The sequence below is a fragment of the Micromonospora sp. NPDC048909 genome, from assembly GCF_040649635.1.
Classification (GTDB): Bacteria; Actinomycetota; Actinomycetes; order Mycobacteriales; family Micromonosporaceae; genus Micromonospora.
In genome coordinates this window covers 789339-805019 of record NZ_JBEZFU010000001.1, presented here as the reverse complement: position 1 = coordinate 805019, position 15681 = coordinate 789339, and the positions used below count along the sequence as shown (strand labels likewise).

15 protein-coding genes are annotated in these 15681 nt (G+C 74.4%); 11 read left to right on the top strand and 4 right to left on the bottom strand.

Translation table 11 applies throughout. From position 1 onward, the window contains the following. Positions 1 to 64: 64 nt before the first annotated feature. The 3 genes from AB0C04_RS03855 to AB0C04_RS03845 all read left to right on the top strand — a co-directional run bounded on the left by AB0C04_RS03855 (position 65) and on the right by AB0C04_RS03845 (position 2696). The gene (locus AB0C04_RS03855; protein WP_357047807.1) at positions 65 to 943 is read left to right on the top strand and encodes an alpha/beta hydrolase; all 879 of its coding nucleotides are present in this window, start codon (positions 65 to 67) and stop codon (positions 941 to 943) included. A 125-nt stretch (positions 944 to 1068) separates the two neighbouring features. After that, positions 1069 to 1410 carry a YciI family protein gene (locus AB0C04_RS03850; RefSeq protein ID WP_357047803.1) on the top strand — a complete coding sequence of 114 codons (342 nt, stop codon included), beginning with the start codon at positions 1069 to 1071 and terminating at the stop codon, positions 1408 to 1410. Next, on the top strand, positions 1407 to 2696 hold the full coding sequence (locus AB0C04_RS03845; RefSeq protein ID WP_357047800.1) for a sigma-70 family RNA polymerase sigma factor: 1290 nt from the start codon (positions 1407 to 1409) through the stop codon (positions 2694 to 2696). The genes AB0C04_RS03850 and AB0C04_RS03845 overlap by 4 nt, the downstream gene beginning before the upstream one ends. 9 nt (positions 2697 to 2705) lie before the next feature. Here the strand turns inward: AB0C04_RS03845 and AB0C04_RS03840 are convergent, their stop codons facing one another. Beyond that, a complete protein-coding gene (locus AB0C04_RS03840) occupies positions 2706 to 3617 on the bottom strand; it encodes an LLM class flavin-dependent oxidoreductase (RefSeq protein WP_357047797.1) in 912 nt (303 codons plus the stop codon). Continuing rightward, positions 3614 to 5899 (bottom strand): LLM class flavin-dependent oxidoreductase, encoded by a 2286-nt coding sequence (locus AB0C04_RS03835; protein WP_357047794.1) that lies wholly within the window; start codon positions 5897 to 5899, stop codon positions 3614 to 3616. The genes AB0C04_RS03840 and AB0C04_RS03835 overlap by 4 nt, the downstream gene beginning before the upstream one ends. Positions 5900 to 6033: 134 nt before the next feature. On the opposite strand from AB0C04_RS03835, the gene AB0C04_RS03830 reads away from it, so the two are divergent. The 8 genes from AB0C04_RS03830 to AB0C04_RS03795 all read left to right on the top strand — a co-directional run bounded on the left by AB0C04_RS03830 (position 6034) and on the right by AB0C04_RS03795 (position 12393). After that, positions 6034 to 6513: a MarR family transcriptional regulator gene (locus AB0C04_RS03830; RefSeq protein ID WP_357047791.1), complete on the top strand. Its 480-nt coding sequence runs from the start codon at positions 6034 to 6036 to the stop codon at positions 6511 to 6513. Between the two features lie 40 nt (positions 6514 to 6553). Beyond that, positions 6554 to 7387 carry an MEDS domain-containing protein gene (locus AB0C04_RS03825; protein ID WP_357047788.1) on the top strand — a complete coding sequence of 278 codons (834 nt, stop codon included), beginning with the start codon at positions 6554 to 6556 and terminating at the stop codon, positions 7385 to 7387. Next, complete coding sequence (locus tag AB0C04_RS03820) at positions 7384 to 8346, top strand: sensor histidine kinase (RefSeq protein WP_357047785.1); 963 nt, start codon at positions 7384 to 7386, stop codon at positions 8344 to 8346. The genes AB0C04_RS03825 and AB0C04_RS03820 overlap by 4 nt, the downstream gene beginning before the upstream one ends. 129 nt (positions 8347 to 8475) lie before the next feature. Next, complete coding sequence (locus AB0C04_RS03815; RefSeq protein ID WP_357047782.1) at positions 8476 to 10356, top strand: glycoside hydrolase family 15 protein; 1881 nt, start codon at positions 8476 to 8478, stop codon at positions 10354 to 10356. Positions 10357 to 10465: 109 nt separating this feature from the next. Next, entirely contained in the window at positions 10466 to 10915 is a 450-nt protein-coding gene (locus AB0C04_RS03810; protein WP_357047779.1) for a hypothetical protein, read from the top strand. Then, positions 10912 to 11412: a universal stress protein gene (locus AB0C04_RS03805; RefSeq protein ID WP_357047776.1), complete on the top strand. Its 501-nt coding sequence runs from the start codon at positions 10912 to 10914 to the stop codon at positions 11410 to 11412. Before AB0C04_RS03810 ends, AB0C04_RS03805 begins: the two co-directional genes overlap by 4 nt. A 47-nt stretch (positions 11413 to 11459) precedes the next feature. Then, a complete protein-coding gene (locus tag AB0C04_RS03800; RefSeq protein ID WP_357047773.1) occupies positions 11460 to 11807 on the top strand; it encodes an SAV_915 family protein in 348 nt (115 codons plus the stop codon). A 19-nt stretch (positions 11808 to 11826) separates the two neighbouring features. Continuing rightward, complete coding sequence (locus tag AB0C04_RS03795) at positions 11827 to 12393, top strand: winged helix-turn-helix domain-containing protein (protein ID WP_357047770.1); 567 nt, start codon at positions 11827 to 11829, stop codon at positions 12391 to 12393. Positions 12394 to 12441: 48 nt separating this feature from the next. Here AB0C04_RS03795 and AB0C04_RS03790 read toward each other — a convergent pair whose 3' ends face one another. Further along, a complete protein-coding gene (locus tag AB0C04_RS03790; RefSeq protein WP_357047766.1) occupies positions 12442 to 13122 on the bottom strand; it encodes a response regulator in 681 nt (226 codons plus the stop codon). Further along, a complete protein-coding gene (locus AB0C04_RS03785) occupies positions 13119 to 15671 on the bottom strand; it encodes a sensor histidine kinase KdpD (RefSeq protein WP_357047763.1) in 2553 nt (850 codons plus the stop codon). The genes AB0C04_RS03790 and AB0C04_RS03785 overlap by 4 nt, the downstream gene beginning before the upstream one ends. Positions 15672 to 15681 lie beyond the last annotated feature (10 nt).

Sequence of the window (15681 nt, the reverse complement as noted above, 5' to 3'; positions counted from 1 at the left end):
TACACCAGGCGAGGGGCGCACCGCCCCGGCGCCTGGGCCAACGTCACCAGGAAAGGTCTCCTCCGTGGAACCCACCATCAAGGGCTTCGACTACCGGCGCGTCACCGTCGCCGACGGCGTCACGCTCAACGCGGCCGTGGGCGGTTCCGGCCCCGCCGTCGTGCTGCTGCACGGCTTCCCGCAGACGCACCTCATGTGGCGGCACGTCGCCGCCGACCTCGCCGCGGACCACACCGTGATCTGCCCCGACCTGCGCGGCTACGGCGCCAGCGACAAGCCCGCCGACACCGACGGGGCCGGGTACGCGAAGCGGACGATGGCCGCCGACGTGGTCGCGCTGGCCCGCGCGCTGGGACACGAACGCTTCGCCCTGGTCGGGCACGACCGAGGCGCCCTGGTCGCCGTCCGGGCCGGTCTCGATCACCCGCAGGTGGTCACCCACCTCGCCGCGCTCGACGTGCTGCCCACCCTCGACATGTGGGACGTCCTGCACGGCACCACCGCCGCGGTCGGCTTTCACCTCTACCTGATGGCCCAGCCGCCCGGCCTGCCCGAGCAGCTGATCAGCGCTAGCGCGGACGCCTTCTTCGGGCACTTCCTCGACGCGTGGACCCAGGACCGGGAGGTGTTCCCGGCCGAGGTGCGGGCCGCGTACCTGGCGGCGTCCCGGGCCGCGGTCACCTCGATCGTGGCCGACTACCGGGCCTCCGCCGGCATCGACGTCGAGCACGACCGGGCCGACCGCGCGGCCGGGAACCGGCTGCGGATGCCGGTGACCGTCCTCCAGCAGGACTGGGGCGCCGCGCTCGGCTACGACGCCGCCGCGCTGTGGCGGGCGTGGGCGCCGGATCTGGCCCACCGCACCGTTTCCTGCGGCCACTTCATGGCCGAGGAGGCGCCGGCCGAGGTCGTCGCGGCGCTGCGCGCCCTGCTCGCCCGCTGACCGGGACGCGGCGGGCCGACCCGCTGCGGGTTCGGTGGGAGAGAATTTCCGGGGGCTGTCGATCCAGGCCGGTCCCGTTCGTCGTCAGGTCGTACGGCAACCAGGAACGACGACAGGAGTCAGACATGAAGTACATGATGCTGATCTACGCCGGGTCTCCGGACGCGGCGCCGACGTGCACCGTCGAGGACTGGGTGGCCTACGACAAGGAGGTGCAGGAGGCGGGCATCTTCGTCACCGGGCACTCGCTGGCCGACCTCACCACCGCCACCACGGTCCGGGTCGACCCGTCCGGCGAGCGGACCGTCACCGACGGCCCGTTCGCCGAGACCCGCGAGGTCCTCGGCGGCTACTACGTGATCGACGTGCCGAACCTCGACGTCGCCCTGGACTGGGCCGCCCGCTGTCCCGGTGCGCGCGACGGCGGGACGATGGAGGTGCGGCCGGTCGCCGAGTTCGAGGGATGACCGGGATGGCCGGGCAGCCGGCCGGCACCCGCGCCTGCGTGGAGGCGGTGTTCCGGGAGGAGCGCGGCCGGCTGCTCGCCGCCCTGGTACACCGCTTCGGCGACCTCGACCTGGCCGAGGACGTCGCCTCCGAGGCGATCGAGGCCGCCCTGACGCACTGGCCCGTCGACGGCGTACCGGCCCGGCCCGGCGCCTGGCTGCTCACCACGGCCCGGCGCCGGGCCGTCGACCGGCTCCGGCGCGACCAGGCGTACGCCGCCCGGCTCGCGATCCTCCAGGCGGAGGCGGACCGGGCCGGCCCGGCCGCGCCCGCGGACGCCGACGGCGGGCTCCCCGACGAGCGGCTGCGGCTCTTCTTCACCTGCGCCCATCCGGCGCTGCCGGCGGCGGACCGCGGGGCCCTGACCCTGCGTTACCTCGCCGGGCTGACCACGCCCGAGGTCGCCCGGGCCTACCTCGTCCCGACGGCGACGATGGCGCAGCGGCTGGTCCGGGCCAAGAAGAAGATCCGCGAGGCCCGCATCCCGTTCCGGGTTCCCGAGCCGGACGAGCTGCCCGCACGGCTGTCCGGCGTGCTCCAGGCGGTGTACTCGATCTTCACCGAGGGCTATGCGGCCAGCTCCGGCCCGCACCTGCAGCGCCCCGACCTCGCCGAGGAGGCCATCCGGCTGGCCCGGATCCTGCGCCGGCTGCTCCACCGCGAGCGCGAGGTGGCCGGCCTGCTCGGACTGATGCTGCTGGTGCACGCCCGGCGGGACGCCCGGATCGGCCCGACCGGCGAGCTGGTGCTCCTCGACGCGCAGGACCGCACCCGCTGGGACCGCCCGATGATCGAGGAGGGGCAGGGTCTGGTGCTCGCCGCGTTGACCGGCGGCCCACCCGGCCCGTACGGGGTGCAGGCCGCGATCGCCGCGCTGCATGACGAGGCCGCCGACGAGGCCTCCACGGACTGGCCGCAGGTGGTGGCGCTCTACGACGTACTGCTGGCGCTGACGCCGTCGCCGGTGGTGGCCCTGAACCGGGCGGCGGCGGTGGCCATGCGGGACGGCCTGCAGGCCGGTCTGGCGCTGCTCGACGAGCTGGCCGGCGAGCCGCAGCTGCGTGGCTACCACCCGTACCCGGCGGCCCGGGCGGACCTGCTGCACCGGCTGGGCCGGCTGCCGGAGGCGGCGACGGCCTACCGGGAGGCGCTCGACCTGGCCGGCACCGAGCCGGAGCGGGCCCACCTGCGCCGCCGGTTGACCGCGATCGAGGCTGCCGGCGGAGCCGGCGCGTCCGGCGACTGACCGGGACTCTCAGCCCGACGTCGTGCGGGCGCGCTCCTCGGCGACCAGCTCGCGGGTCGCCGGGGCGACCTCGGCGGCGAAGAGTTCGATCGCGGCCGGGTCGTCGCTGCCCAGGATGAAGGCGCTCACCCCGTGCTCCAAGGCCAGCCCGGCGAGGTCCTCCGCCCACTGCTCGGGCGGGCCGTTGAGCAGCGACCGGCCGGTCGGCGCGAACTGGCCACCGACGTTGAGCAGCCGCCGGATCTGGGCGGGATCCCGGCCCGCCGCCACGGCGGACTCGTCGATCTGCTCGTTCATCGTGGCCAGGTCGCCCGGCCCGCCGGGCAGGTACTGCAGGGACGGCAGCCAGCCGTCGCCCACCCGGCCGGTCAGCCGCAACATCCGCGGCTTGTACGCCCCGATCCAGACGTTCACCTGGTGGGCCGGCGCGGGTCCGCGCTTGGCGCCGTTGACCCGGTAGTACTCGCCGTCGACGCGGACCCCGCCCGGCTTGTCGGCCGCCCACACCTCACGCATGATCCGGATCGCCTCGTCGAGCGCGGTGATCGCCTGGCCGGCGGAGAGCCGCCGTCCGCCCATCGCCTCGATGGCCTCCCAGAACGCCCCGGCGCCGATGCCGAGTTCGAACCGGCCGCCGCTGAGCAGGTCCAGGCTCGCCGCGCTGCGGGCCAGCACCGCCGGCTGTCGCAGCGGCAGGTTGAGCACGTTCCCGCTGAGGTGGACGCGTTCGGTGCGGGCGGCCACGTAGCTCAGCAGGGTCCAGGTGTCGTGGAACCGGGGCTGGTAGGGGTGGTCCTGGAAGGTGACCAGGTCCAGCCCCGCGCGGTCGGCCAGCACCGCCAGGTCGACCGCGTGCCGGACGGGCTGCGCGGTGGGCGTGACGAAGGTGCCGAACAGCAGATCGTGTCCGTAGTCGCTCATGGCGTCGTCCTCGATGCGGTGTCGGGTGTGATGGCGAAGTTGTCACGGAAGAGCTGGTCCGGGTCGTAGCGCGCCTTCAGCTCGCGGAGCCGGGCCAGCGTGCGGGGCGGAAACGCGTCGGCGAGCCGCTCCGGGCGCTGGTCGGTCTCGAAGCTGAGGTAGGTGCCGCGTAGCTGCCCGGCGAAGAGGTCGTCCCAGAGGGCGTCGAGCCGGCCGCGGTGCCGCCCGAACGCGCTGACGTGGAAGTTGACCCCGCGGTGGCTCCACGCCATCGCGTCGGGATCGACATCGGTGACCGCGCCGCCGACCGAACGGATGTGGAAGAAATACACCACGCCGCTGGCCAGCAGCCGGTTGGCGGCTGCCGCGAAGGCGGGCGTGAGGTGCTCGACGAAGCCGGTACGGGAGATGGGCTCCCCCTGCCCGTGGTGCGGGCCGTCGCTCGCGTTGGCCATCACCGAGGCGTACGAGGTGATGACCACCTGCTGGTCGTAGCCGGGGGCGATGTCCGCGACGGGCTGGAGCTGCCCGACGATCGTCGCCGGGTCGTCCGAGTCGACCATCGCCATCACCTGCGCCACCTGCGGCTGGCCGATGCGGGGCGGGCCCATGAGAAGCGCGCTGGTCAGGTCGCGCGGCGCGGCCTCCACCGCGGCCCCCCAGCGGACCAGCAGCTCCGGGTCGCTGGCGTCCAGGGCGAACTGCGCCCAACCGACCGGCCCGACCTCGTCGACCTCGAACTCGAACGCGGTCACCACCCCGAAGTTGGCGCCGGCGCCGCGTACCGCCCAGAACAGGTCGGGATTCTCGGTGTCGCTGGCGCGGACCTGGGTGCCGTCGGCGAGGACCAACTCGACCGCGCGCAGGTGGTCGATGGTCAGGCCGTGCTTGCGCGCCAGCCAGCCGACGCCGCCGGCGGTGGCCAGCCCGCCGACCCCGACCCCGCCGTAGTCGCCGGAGGTGAGCGCCCAGCCGTACGGGGCCAGCGCCGCGGCGACCTCCATCCACCGCGCGCCGGGTCCGACGCGTACCCGACGGGTGGCCTCGTCGAGCACCTCGATCTGGTTCATCCGGCCGACGTCGATCACGAGGCCGCCGTCGTTGGTCGACCGGCCGCTGATGCCGTGACCGCCGCTGCGGATGCCCAACGGCAGGTCCCGGTGCGCGCGGGCGAAGGCGAGCGCGTCGGCCACCTCGGCCGGGGTGCCCGGTCGCAGAATCAGGCCGGGCGCGCCACCGCGCATGTAGTTCGACTTCACCTGGGAGTAGCCGACGTCGCCGGGCTCCACCGCGCCGTCGACCAGGGACGGCGGCACCTCGTCGTAGGCGATGCCCGGGCGCCGCTTGGCGCGGACGGTGACGCTGCGCCGCGCGGTGGTGGGCAGCGGGGCCGGCAGCCGCCGGTCGACGGCCTCGCGCAGCGCCGGGACGACCTCCTGGGCGAACCGGGTCATGGTCGCGTCGTCATCGGTCATCAGGATCAGGGTGCCGATGCCGTCCTCGACGACCAGCGGCAGCAGGTCCTCGACCCAGCTGGCGGCCGGCCCGTGCAGGAGGCCCTGCCGGTTTTGCGCGAACCGGCCGGAGACGTTCAGCAGCCGCCGGATCTCCGCCGGGTCACGCCCCGCCTCCCGGGCCGCCTCGTCAATGATCTTGTTGCCGGCCCGGAGTGCGTCGGGCTCGACCGGACCGAGCGTGGGCAGCCACCCGTCGGCCTTCGTGCCGACCAGCCGCAGCATCCGCGGCCGGTACGCGCCGAGCCAGATCGGGATGTGGTGGGCCGGCAGCGGGCCGCGCTCGGCGCCGTCGAGTCGATGGTGCTCGCCGGCATAGCTGGCCGGCGTCGGGTCGTCGGCCGCCAGCAGGGCGCGGATGACGTCGATCGCCTCGCCGAGCGCGTCGACCGACTCCCGCGGGGTCAGCCGCCGGCCGCCCATCGCCTCGATCGCCTGCCAGAACGCGCCGGCGCCGAGGGCGAGGTCCAGCCGGCCGTCGGAGAGCAGGTCCAGACTGGCGGCGGAGCGGGCCAGCACCGCCGGCGCCCGCAGCGGCACGTTCAGCACGTTCGCGGCCAACCGGATGCGTTCGGTCTTCCCGGCGACCCAGGACAGCAGCGTCCAGGTGTCCAGGAACGCCGGCTGGTACGGGTGGTCCTGGAAGGTGACCAGGTCGTAGCCGAGTTCCTCGCTGCGCCGGGCGAGCGCCACCGGCGTCTCGGGTGACGCGTTCGTCGGTGTGACGAACGTGCCGAACTCGAGGCGGTGGCCATAGTTACCTGACACGAGCTCTCCCAAAGGTTGATGCGTCAACCAGTGTACGACGCGCGACGCGTGGGCCGGTGTGAGGCCGCTCATGCCCGACGGGGGAGCCGATTTCCCGCGCCGACTCGCGTCCGAACGCGAACTACGCTGGTCGGATGGGTCATTCCGAAGGCCGGCTCGATGAGCGGGAGCAGCAGGTGTGGCGCACCTTCCACCGGATGCGCAACCAGCTGGCGCTGGCCCTGGGCCAGTCCCTCCAACAGGACTCGGGCATCTCCGAGTCCGACTTCGAGGTGCTCGCCGCGCTCGCCGACGCCCCGGACCAGACCATGCGGGCCCGGGCGCTCCGCACCGAACTGCAGTGGGAGAAGAGCCGCCTCGCCCACCAGATCCGCCGGATGGAACAGCGCGGCCTGGTCGCCCGGGAGGTCTGCGTCGACGACCAACGGGCGCCGCTGGTCCGGCTGACCGAGACGGGGCAGGACACCATCCGGTCGGCCGCGCCGGCCCACGCCGCCCGGGTACGCGAGTTGTTCCTCGATGCGCTCACCCCCGACCAGCTCGACGCCCTGCACCAGGCCAACGCCATGGTGCTGGCCCGGCTGCACCAGAACTGTCCGGCGGAAACGCCGTGACCGCCGCGCTGGCCTACACTCCCGGCATGGGACGAACGGCGTGACCAGCGGACTGCTGCCTTCGGCGCCGTACGGGCACGTCTGCTGGGTTTATGACGATCGGGCCGGGTTCGACCGGCAGGCCCGCGCGTTCCTCGCCGCGGGCCTCTCCGCCGGCGAACGGCTCTGGTACGTCACCACCGGGCGACCCGAACCGGTCCTCGCCCAGCTCTCCACCGCGCCGGCGCTGCGCGACGCGCTGGCCTGCGGGATGGCCGAGGTGGTGCCGCTGGACGCGACGTACCGCGCCGGGACGGTCGTGGACGGCCCGGCGCAGGTACGGGCGTACGCCGCCGCCACCGACGCCGCCCTCGCCGCCGGCTACCGCGGGCTGCGGGTGGTCGCCGAGGCGACCCCGCTGGTGCGCAGCCCCGCTCAGCTGGACGCGTTCACCCGCTACGAGCACCAGGTCGACCGCTACATGCGGGCCCGGCCCTTCTCCGCCATGTGCGGCTACGACCGGCGGGAGCTGGACTCCCGGGCCGTCGCGGAGCTGGCCTGCCTGCACCCGGAGACGAACGCGACCGAGGCGCCGTTCCAGCTCTACGCGTGCGAGCCGGCCGACGACCGCGCCGGGCTCGCCGGCGAGCTGGACCGCAGCGGCCACGAACTGCTCGGCACCGCGCTGGAGCGGGCCGACCTGCGGCCGCTCGACGGCCGGCTGGTACTGGAGGCTCCCCGGCTGCGCTTCATCGACCACCGCGCCCTGCTGATGCTGCGCGACTACGCCCGCCGGCGCGGCGCCACCCTGGTGCTCCGCTCCCCGCACGCCGGCCCGGCCCGCCTCGCGGCGCTGCTCAACCTGTCCGGGCTGCAGGTGGAGCTGGCGCGATGAGGACGGGCGCGGCCGCCGGGCACCACGGTTACCTGCACGAAGCGATTCGCTACGACTCCGACGACGAACTGCTCGCGGTCGTGGTGCCGTTCCTGCTCGGCGGGGTCGAGGCCGGCGAGCCGACGTTCGTGTCCCTCGGCGACCGCACCGGTCGGCTGGTCCGGGCCGCCCTGCCCGTCGGCTCGGGCGTCGAGTTCCTGCCCGGCGGCGACGTCTACGCCCGACCCACCGCCGCGATCCGCTCCTACCGGGAGTTGCTGGCGGCTCAGGTGGCCGCCGGGGCCAACCAGATCCGGATCATCGGCGAGCTGCCCCGGATCGCGCTCGGCGCGACGTGGGACTGGTGGGCCCGGTACGAGTCGGCGATCAACCACGCGTACGACGACTTCCCGCTCTGGAGCATGTGCGCGTACGACACCCGGATCACCCCGCCCGCGGTGCTCGACGAGGTGGCCCGCACCCATCCCCGGTTCGCCACCCCGGACGGCGGGCACCCGCTCAGCCCGACCTACCTGGAGCCGGCGGTCTACCTGCGCGAACACCGCGCCGCGCCGGCCGACCCGCTGCAGGCCACCCCGCCACTGGTGGAGCTGACCGACCCGACGGCGGCGCAGGCCCGCGCGGCGGTGCACGACGCCGACCCCGGCGTGCTGCCCGCGGACGACCTGGACGACCTGGTCGTCGCCGTCAGCGAGATTGTCACCAACGCGCTGCGGCACGGGCGTCCTCCGGTCCGGCTGCGCCTCTGGGTCGGCGCCGATCGGATCGTGGTGACGGTGAGCGACGGCGGGGACGGCCCGAAGGACCCGTTCGCGGGGCTGCTCCCGGCGGGCAACGGCGCGACCGGCGGCCTCGGGCTCTGGATCACCTACCAGTCCTGCAACCACGTGAGCCTGCACCGGGGCGGCGACGGCTTCACCCTCCGACTCATCGCCGGCAACCCCGACCCCGCCAGCTGACCCACCGGGAACACGCGCACCCGTGGGCGGGGCGACCTCGTGCACGCCTCCCGCCACCCGGTCGACTACCCGCCCGCTGGTCGGGTAGTCGTCGCCGGGCCCCGCCGCCGGCGGAAGGAGGAGAGCGTGGTGTCCAGCGCTGCTCCCGCCGGAGCTGACCCGAGCCTGCCGCCCGTCGGCTCGTACGCCTTCCTCTCCGACACCCACACCACCGCCCTGCTCGGCGCGGACGGTGCCGTCGAGTGGTTCTGCGTCCCGCACGCCGATGGCGACGCGGTCTTCGCCCGGCTGCTCGACCGGCGGATGGGCGGGGTGTTCTCGCTCTCCGTTGCCGGCTGTCCGCAACCGGTCCGCCGCTACCTGCCCGACACCCTGGTGCTGGAGAGCCGGTACGCCGGACCGACCGGCACCGCGGTCGGGCAGGACTTCCTCGCCGTCCGACCCGGCGATCCGGAGCGGCCGATCCGGGCTGAGCGGCTGCTGGTCCGGCGGGTGACGGTCGAGCGCGGCACGGTACGGCTGGCGGTGCGGGTGCAGCCGCGCCCCGGCCACGGCGCGGACGCCGCCGAGTGGGCGTCCGTCGACGGCGGCTGGCGGGCCCAGAGCGTTCCGCTCGACGTGCGGTCCACCCTGCCGCTCGTGGTCGACGGCGGCTCGCTGCGCGGCGAGGTCGAGCTGATTGAGGGGGCCACCGCCACCGTGCTGCTCGGCTACGGCGAACGGTCCGGCTGGCCCGGGCCGTCGGCCGGGTCGCGGAAGGACGCCCCGGAGCGGCTGCTCGACCGGACCTGCGCCACCTGGCGGGACTGGTCCGGTCGCGGCGACTACACCGGCTTCGGTGCGGACGCCGTACGGCACAGCGCGCTGGTGCTGCGCGGCCTCTCGTTCGACGAGACGGGCGCGCTGCTGGCCGCCCCGACGACGTCACTGCCCGAGGAGATCGGCGGGGTGCGCAACCGGGACTACCGCTACACCTGGCACCGGGACGCCGCGCTGCTGCTCGCCCTGTTCTCGCTCGGGCACGCCGAGGAGGGCCGGCGCTACCTGCGCTTCCTGCTCGACGTCTGCGCCCAGGCCGGTGCCGGGAAGACCCAGGCGCCGCTGGTCGGCATCCACGGCGTCACAACCGAGGAACGGGTACTGCCGCACCTGTCCGGGTACGCCGGCTCGGCGCCGGTCCGGATCGGCAACGAGGCGGCCGAGCAGCTGCAGTTCGACACCTACGGGCACGTGCTGGACGCGGCGTACGCGTACCAGGAGCTGACCGGTGAGCTGACCGCCGACCAGTGGCGAGTGCTGTGCCGGCACGTCGACAACATGGCCGACCGGTGGCGGGAACCGGACCACGGGATCTGGGAGATCCGCGGCCCACGCCGGCACTACGTCAACGCGAAGGTGATGACCTGGGTCTGCCTGGACCGGGGCATCCGCCTCGCCGAGCTGCTCGGCGACCGCAGCGCGCCGGTGTCGCGGTGGGCCCAGGCCCGGGACGCGCTGCACGCGGAGGTCTGCGAGCGCGGCTACGACCCGGAGCTGGGCAGCTTCGTCATGGCGTACGGGTCACGCGACCTGGACGCCGCCCTGCTGCGCATCCCGGTGGTCGGCTTCCTGCCCGGCGACGACCCCCGAGTCACCGGCACCATCGACCGGATCCGCGACGGGCTCGGCATCGCTCCTGGGCTGCTGCGGCGCTACGCCGTGGACGACGGACTGCCCGGCGAGGAGGGCGCGTTCCTGCGCTGCTGCTTCGACCTGGTCTCCGCGCTGGTGCTCACCGGCCGCCGGGAGGAGGCCCGACGGGTCTTCGACCGGCTCCGCGGGTACGCCGGCCCGCTCGGCCTCTACGCCGAACAGCGCGCGCCCGACGGCACCGCGCTGGGCAACTACCCGCAGGCGTTCACCCACCTCGCGCTGATCGAGGCCGCCCTCAACCTGGATGCCGCCCTGAAGGACCCCGCCACTGACCGGGACACCCTGCATGCCTGGGCCGACCAGCACCGGCACGGCTGAGCCGCCCGTCGGACAGGGGTCGTCAACGGCGCGTCAAGAAAGCCCGGTCCACCGTCAAATCGCCGTATCGGGACCGGAACCGCCGTCCACCGCTCGTCACGATGGCGATATGACGTCACGACGGTTGAGGCGGCGGGATCGCGGGCAGGTGCCGGCGAGCACCGGACGCCCGCCCGCGCGGCAGACCGACGGCCCCACCGCCGGTCTGCTGGCCGCGTCCCCGCCCCCTGCCCCCACCGCAGCCGGCGAGCCGGAGCGGCGGCACGAGGTGCTGGTCGGCGTGCGGCTGACCAGCGCCACGCCCGGCCGCCACCTGCTCGAATACCTGCGGGCCGAGCCCTGCGCGGTGGACGCGTGGTGGATCGCGGCCGACATCGACGCCGTCGTCCGGCTCTCCGCCAACAGCCTGACCGTGCTGCACCGCGCCGTGGCCGACCTGCGGCGGCGCGGTGGCGCGGAGGTCGTCGTCACGCACAGCATCCTGCGCCCGCTCGATCTCTCGGGCGGCGCCGAACCACCGGCCAGCACCGTCACGGTGCGCGTGCCGTCACCGGCATGAGCCGCCCGTCCGCCGCCCGGATCGTGGTCGGCGTCGACCGGTCCTACGCCGGCCTGGAGGCGCTGCGCACCGCGGTGCGACTGGCACACCGTGAGGGCGCACTCCTGCACGCGGTGCGGGCCTGGACGTTCGTGCCGCTCTGGCGCCCCGGCACCATGCCGTGGCTCTGGCAGGACGAGTTCGCCCGGTCGGCCCGCATTTACGTGCGGGAGGCCTTCGACGCGGCCTTCGGCGGCGTGCCCCGGGACGTGTCCGTGCGGGTCGTGGCCGAACAGGGCTACGCCGGCCAGGTGCTGGTCGACCACGCCTCACGGCCGACGGACCTCCTGGTGGTGGGCAGCCCTCGTCGGGGCCGCTTCGGCACCGGGGGCGGGCACGTCACCCGGTACTGCATCGCCCGGTCGAGCGTTCCGGTGATCGCGGTGCCCGCACCGGCCTGGGCTCGCGCCGACGCGATCCGCCGCTTCGGCCGTGATCTCGAACGGTTCGCCCGATGACCGGGCGCCATTGCCCGGACCGATCGGAATCTTCAAGGAAAGGCAACATGATGGACGAGGTTCCGGATACCTGGGTCGTCCCGGTGCACGAGGTGCCCGGACGACAGGCGATGACGGTGCGGACCGCCCGGCTCCCACAGGGGCAGCGGGTCGGCCTGGCCTTCACCGGACCGGAGAAGCTCGCCAGCGCGATGGGCGCGGACCAGCCGTGGACCCGGCTCTGCGAGTCGGCCCTGCGGGCCATGCTGAAGCCGCTGGGCATCGACCGCATCCAGCTCGACCCGCTGCTGGTCGCACCCCCGGTCGCACCGGAGGCGCCTACCCCGACGGAGACGCCCACCGCACCGATGCCGCGCCAGCCGGCCGCCGCACTCGCCGGCACCCGGCGGGCCTGACGTGTCGAGCCACCTCACCATGCTGACCCCGTCCGACCCGGTCGGTTCGGTCTCGGCCGGGTCGACCGAGACCGGGGTGATCGTCGAGATCTCCGTGGTCGTACGGGCCGCCGGCCCCGGCACCGAGGCCGCCCGGGCGCTGGTCGAACGGATCTCCGCGGTCGTCGCCGGTGCTGCCCCACCCGGCGAGCCGCCGGCCCGGGCGCGGGTCACCCTCGACGCACCGGAGGCGGCCGCCGGCCGCTGGCCGCGCCGCCTGCGGGTCGCCCCCGACCCCGCCGGGACTGGCCTGGTGCTCCGACCGGTGCGCCGGACCGCCCTGCTGGACGGGGCTCCGCTGACGATGCCCCGCCGCGAGTACGACCTGCTGCTCTTCCTGGCCCGCCATCCGTACCAGGCAATGACCCGGGGTCAGCTGCTGCACGACGTCTGGGGCTACGAAGCCTGCCTCGGCGCGCGCACCGTCGACGTGCACGTCCGCCGGATCCGGCAGAAGCTCGCCGACCGGGGGCGGGTCATCACGACCGTGCACGGCGTCGGTTACCGCCTCGACGGCATCGAGCGGCTGCACGTCACCGCCGACTGACGCCGGCCAGCGCCACGCCCGTGACGCCGGCGGGGTCCCCGACCGGCGTCACGGGCGGTAGCGGTAGCCCATTCCGGGCTCGGTGATCAGGTGCCGGGGGCGGGCCGGGTCGTCCTCCAGCTTGCGGCGCAGCTGGGCCAGGTACTGGCGCAGGTAGTTGCTCTCGTTCTGGTACTCCGGCCCCCACACGTCGTGCAGCAGCTGCCGCTGGCTGACCAGCTTGCCGGGGTGGCGCAGCAACTTCTCCAGCACGGCCCACTGGATCGGGGTCAGCTTCACCTCGGTCCCGTCGTCCCGGGTGACGGTACGGTCGGCGAGGTCGACGGTGTGCTGGCCGATCCGCAGGGTGGCGGTGACGTCGGTGGCGGCGCTCAACCGACGGGTGACCGCCCGGATCCGGGCGAGCAGCTCCTCGACCCCGAACGGCTTGGTGACGTAGTCGTCCGCACCCGCGTCGAGCGCGTCGACCTTGTCCTCACTGCCGGCCCGGCCGGAGAGCACGATGATCGGCACGGTGGTCCAGCCGCGCAGGCCCCGGATCACCTCGACCCCGTCCATGTCCGGCAGACCGAGGTCGAGGACGACCAGGTCGGGTGGGTGGCTGGCGGCGGCCTTGAGCGCGCCGGCGCCGGTGTCGGCGACCTCGACGTCGTACCGGCGGGCGCGCAGGTTGATCCGCAGGGCACGCAGGATCTGCGGCTCGTCGTCGACGACCAGGATGCGCGTCATTCCTGTGGTCCCTCCACCAGGTTGTGGCTGACGGCCGGCAGCCGCAGCACCATCGTCAGTCCACCACCCGGAGTGGTCTCCGGGGTCAGGCTGCCCCCCATCGCCTCGGCGAGCCCACGGGAGAGCGCCAGGCCGAGCCCGACCCCGGTCTGGTTGTCCCGGTCGCCGAGCCGCTGGAAGGGCAGGAAGACGTGCTCCCACTTGTCCTCGGGGATGCCTGGGCCGGTGTCGATGACCCGCAGCTCGACCTGGCCGGCGTGGGCGCTCGCGGTAACCGTCGGCGGCTGACCGGGCGGGCTGTAGCGCAGCGCGTTGGCGATGATGTTCACCAGCACCCGCTCCAGCAGCCCGGGGTCGGCGGAGACGGCGGGCAGGTCGGCCGGGATGTCGGTGGCGACCCCGGCGGCCTGGGGTTCGAGCTCGTCCAGGGCGCGGGGCACCGCGTCCTCCAGACCGATCGTGACCGGGGTGAGGCCGAGCACGCCGGCCTGGAGCCGGCTCATGTCGAGCAGGTTGGCGACCAGCCGCGCCAGCCGGTCCAACGACTCCTCGGCAGTGGCCAGCAGCTCCGCCCGGTCCTCCTCGTCGAACTCGACGTCCGGGCTGCGCAGGCTGGTCACCGCCGCCTTCGCCGACGCAAGCGGGGTACGCAGGTCGTGGCTGACCGCGGCGAGCAGCGCGGTACGCATCCGGTCGGCCTCGGCGAGCGGCCGGGCGGTGGCCGCCTCCTCGGCCAGCCGCTCCTGCCGCAGCGCGACGGCGGCCTGGGCGGCGAACGCCTCGACCAGGCGACGGTCGGCCGCCTCCAGCCGGCGGCCGCAGAGCACGACGGTGATCCGTTCGTCGACCGGTACCGTCGTCTCGCCGCTGTCCGGGGTGGTGGCCGGCTGGTCGCCGACGCTCGCCACCACGCACCAGGAGCCTTCCTCCCGGGCCCGGGCCGGTCGGCCGGCGGCCTCCTCGACAAGCTCCAGCACGCTGACCGAGCGCAGCCCGAACGTCTCCCGGAGCTGGTCGAGCAGCGCGATCAGCGGCCGGCCGCCGCGCAGCACCCCACCGGCCACGGCGGCCAGGGTCTGCGCGTCGGCCGCGGCGCGGGCGGCTTCGCGGGTACGCCGCGCGGCGAGGTCCACGATCCAGCTGACCGCGAGGGCCACGCCGACGAAGACCCCAAGGGCGAGCAGGTTCTCCGGCTCGGCGATGGTAAGCGTGTGGAAGGGCGGGGTGAAGAACCAGTTGATCAGCAACGTCCCGCCGAGGGCGGCGACCAGAGCCGGCCAGAGCCCGCCGACCAGCGCGACCGCCACCACCCCGGCGAGGAAGAGCATGATGTCACTGGCCAGGGTGAGGTCGGGCAGCACCGTCAGCAGCAGGGTCAGCAGCGGCATGCCGACCAGGGCGAGGGCGAAGCCGAACAGCCGCCGACGCCGGGAGAGCGCCGCCGCCGGCACGGCCGCGGCACGGCCGCGGCCCGCCTCGGTGTGGGTGACCAGGTGCACGTCGATGGCACCGGAGAGCGCGGTGGTGGTCACCCCCACGCCGCGGGAGAAGAGCTGGGCGAAGCGGCCGCGGCGGCTGGCGCCGAGCACCAGCTGGGTGGCGTTGACCCCACGGGCGAAGTCGAGCAGGGCCGCCGGCACGTCGGTGCCGAGGACCTGGTGGTAGGTGCCGCCGAGGCTCTCCACCAGCACCCGCTGCCGGGCGAGCTGCGCCGGGTCGGCGCCGGCCAGGCCGTCGCTGCGGGCGACGTGCACGGCGAGCAGGTCGGCGCCCTTGCTGCGGGCGGCGACCCGGGCCGCCCGGCGGATCAGGGTCTCCCCCTCGGGGCCGCCGGTGAGCGCGACCACCACCCGCTCACGGGCCTCCCAGGTCTCGGCGATGCCCTCCTGGCTGCGGTAGCGGCCGAGCTGCTCGTCGACCTTGTCGGCCAGCCAGAGCAGCGCCAGCTCGCGCAGCGCGGTGAGGTTGCCGACGCGGAAGTAGTTGCCCAGCGCCGCGTCGATCTTGTCGGGCCGGTAGATGTTGCCGTGCGCCATCCGGCGGCGCAGCGCCTCCGGGGTCATGTCGACCAGCTCGACCTGCTCGGCGGCGCGGACGATCTCGTCCGGCACGGTCTCCCGCTGGGTGGTGCCGGTGATCTGCGCGACCACGTCGTTGACCGATTCGAGGTGCTGCACGTTGACCGTGGAGAGCACGTCGATGCCCGCGTCGAGCAGCTCCTGGACGTCCTGCCACCGCTTGGCGTTGCGGGTGCCGGGGACGTTGGTGTGCGCCAGCTCGTCGATTATGGCGACCTGGGGTCGGCGGGCGAGGATCGCGTCGAGGTCCATCTCGGCGAACTCGGCGCCGCGGTACTCGATGGTGCGCCGGGGCAGCTGCTCCAGGTCGCCGAGCATCGCCGCGGTGTGCTTGCGGCCGTGCGTCTCGACCAGCCCGATCACCACGTCAGTGCCCCGGTCTGCCCGGCGGTGGGCCTCCTCCAGCATGGCGTAGGTCTTGCCGACGCCGGGGGCGGCGCCCAGGTAGATGCGGAGTTCTCCTCGTGGCACGGGACCATCC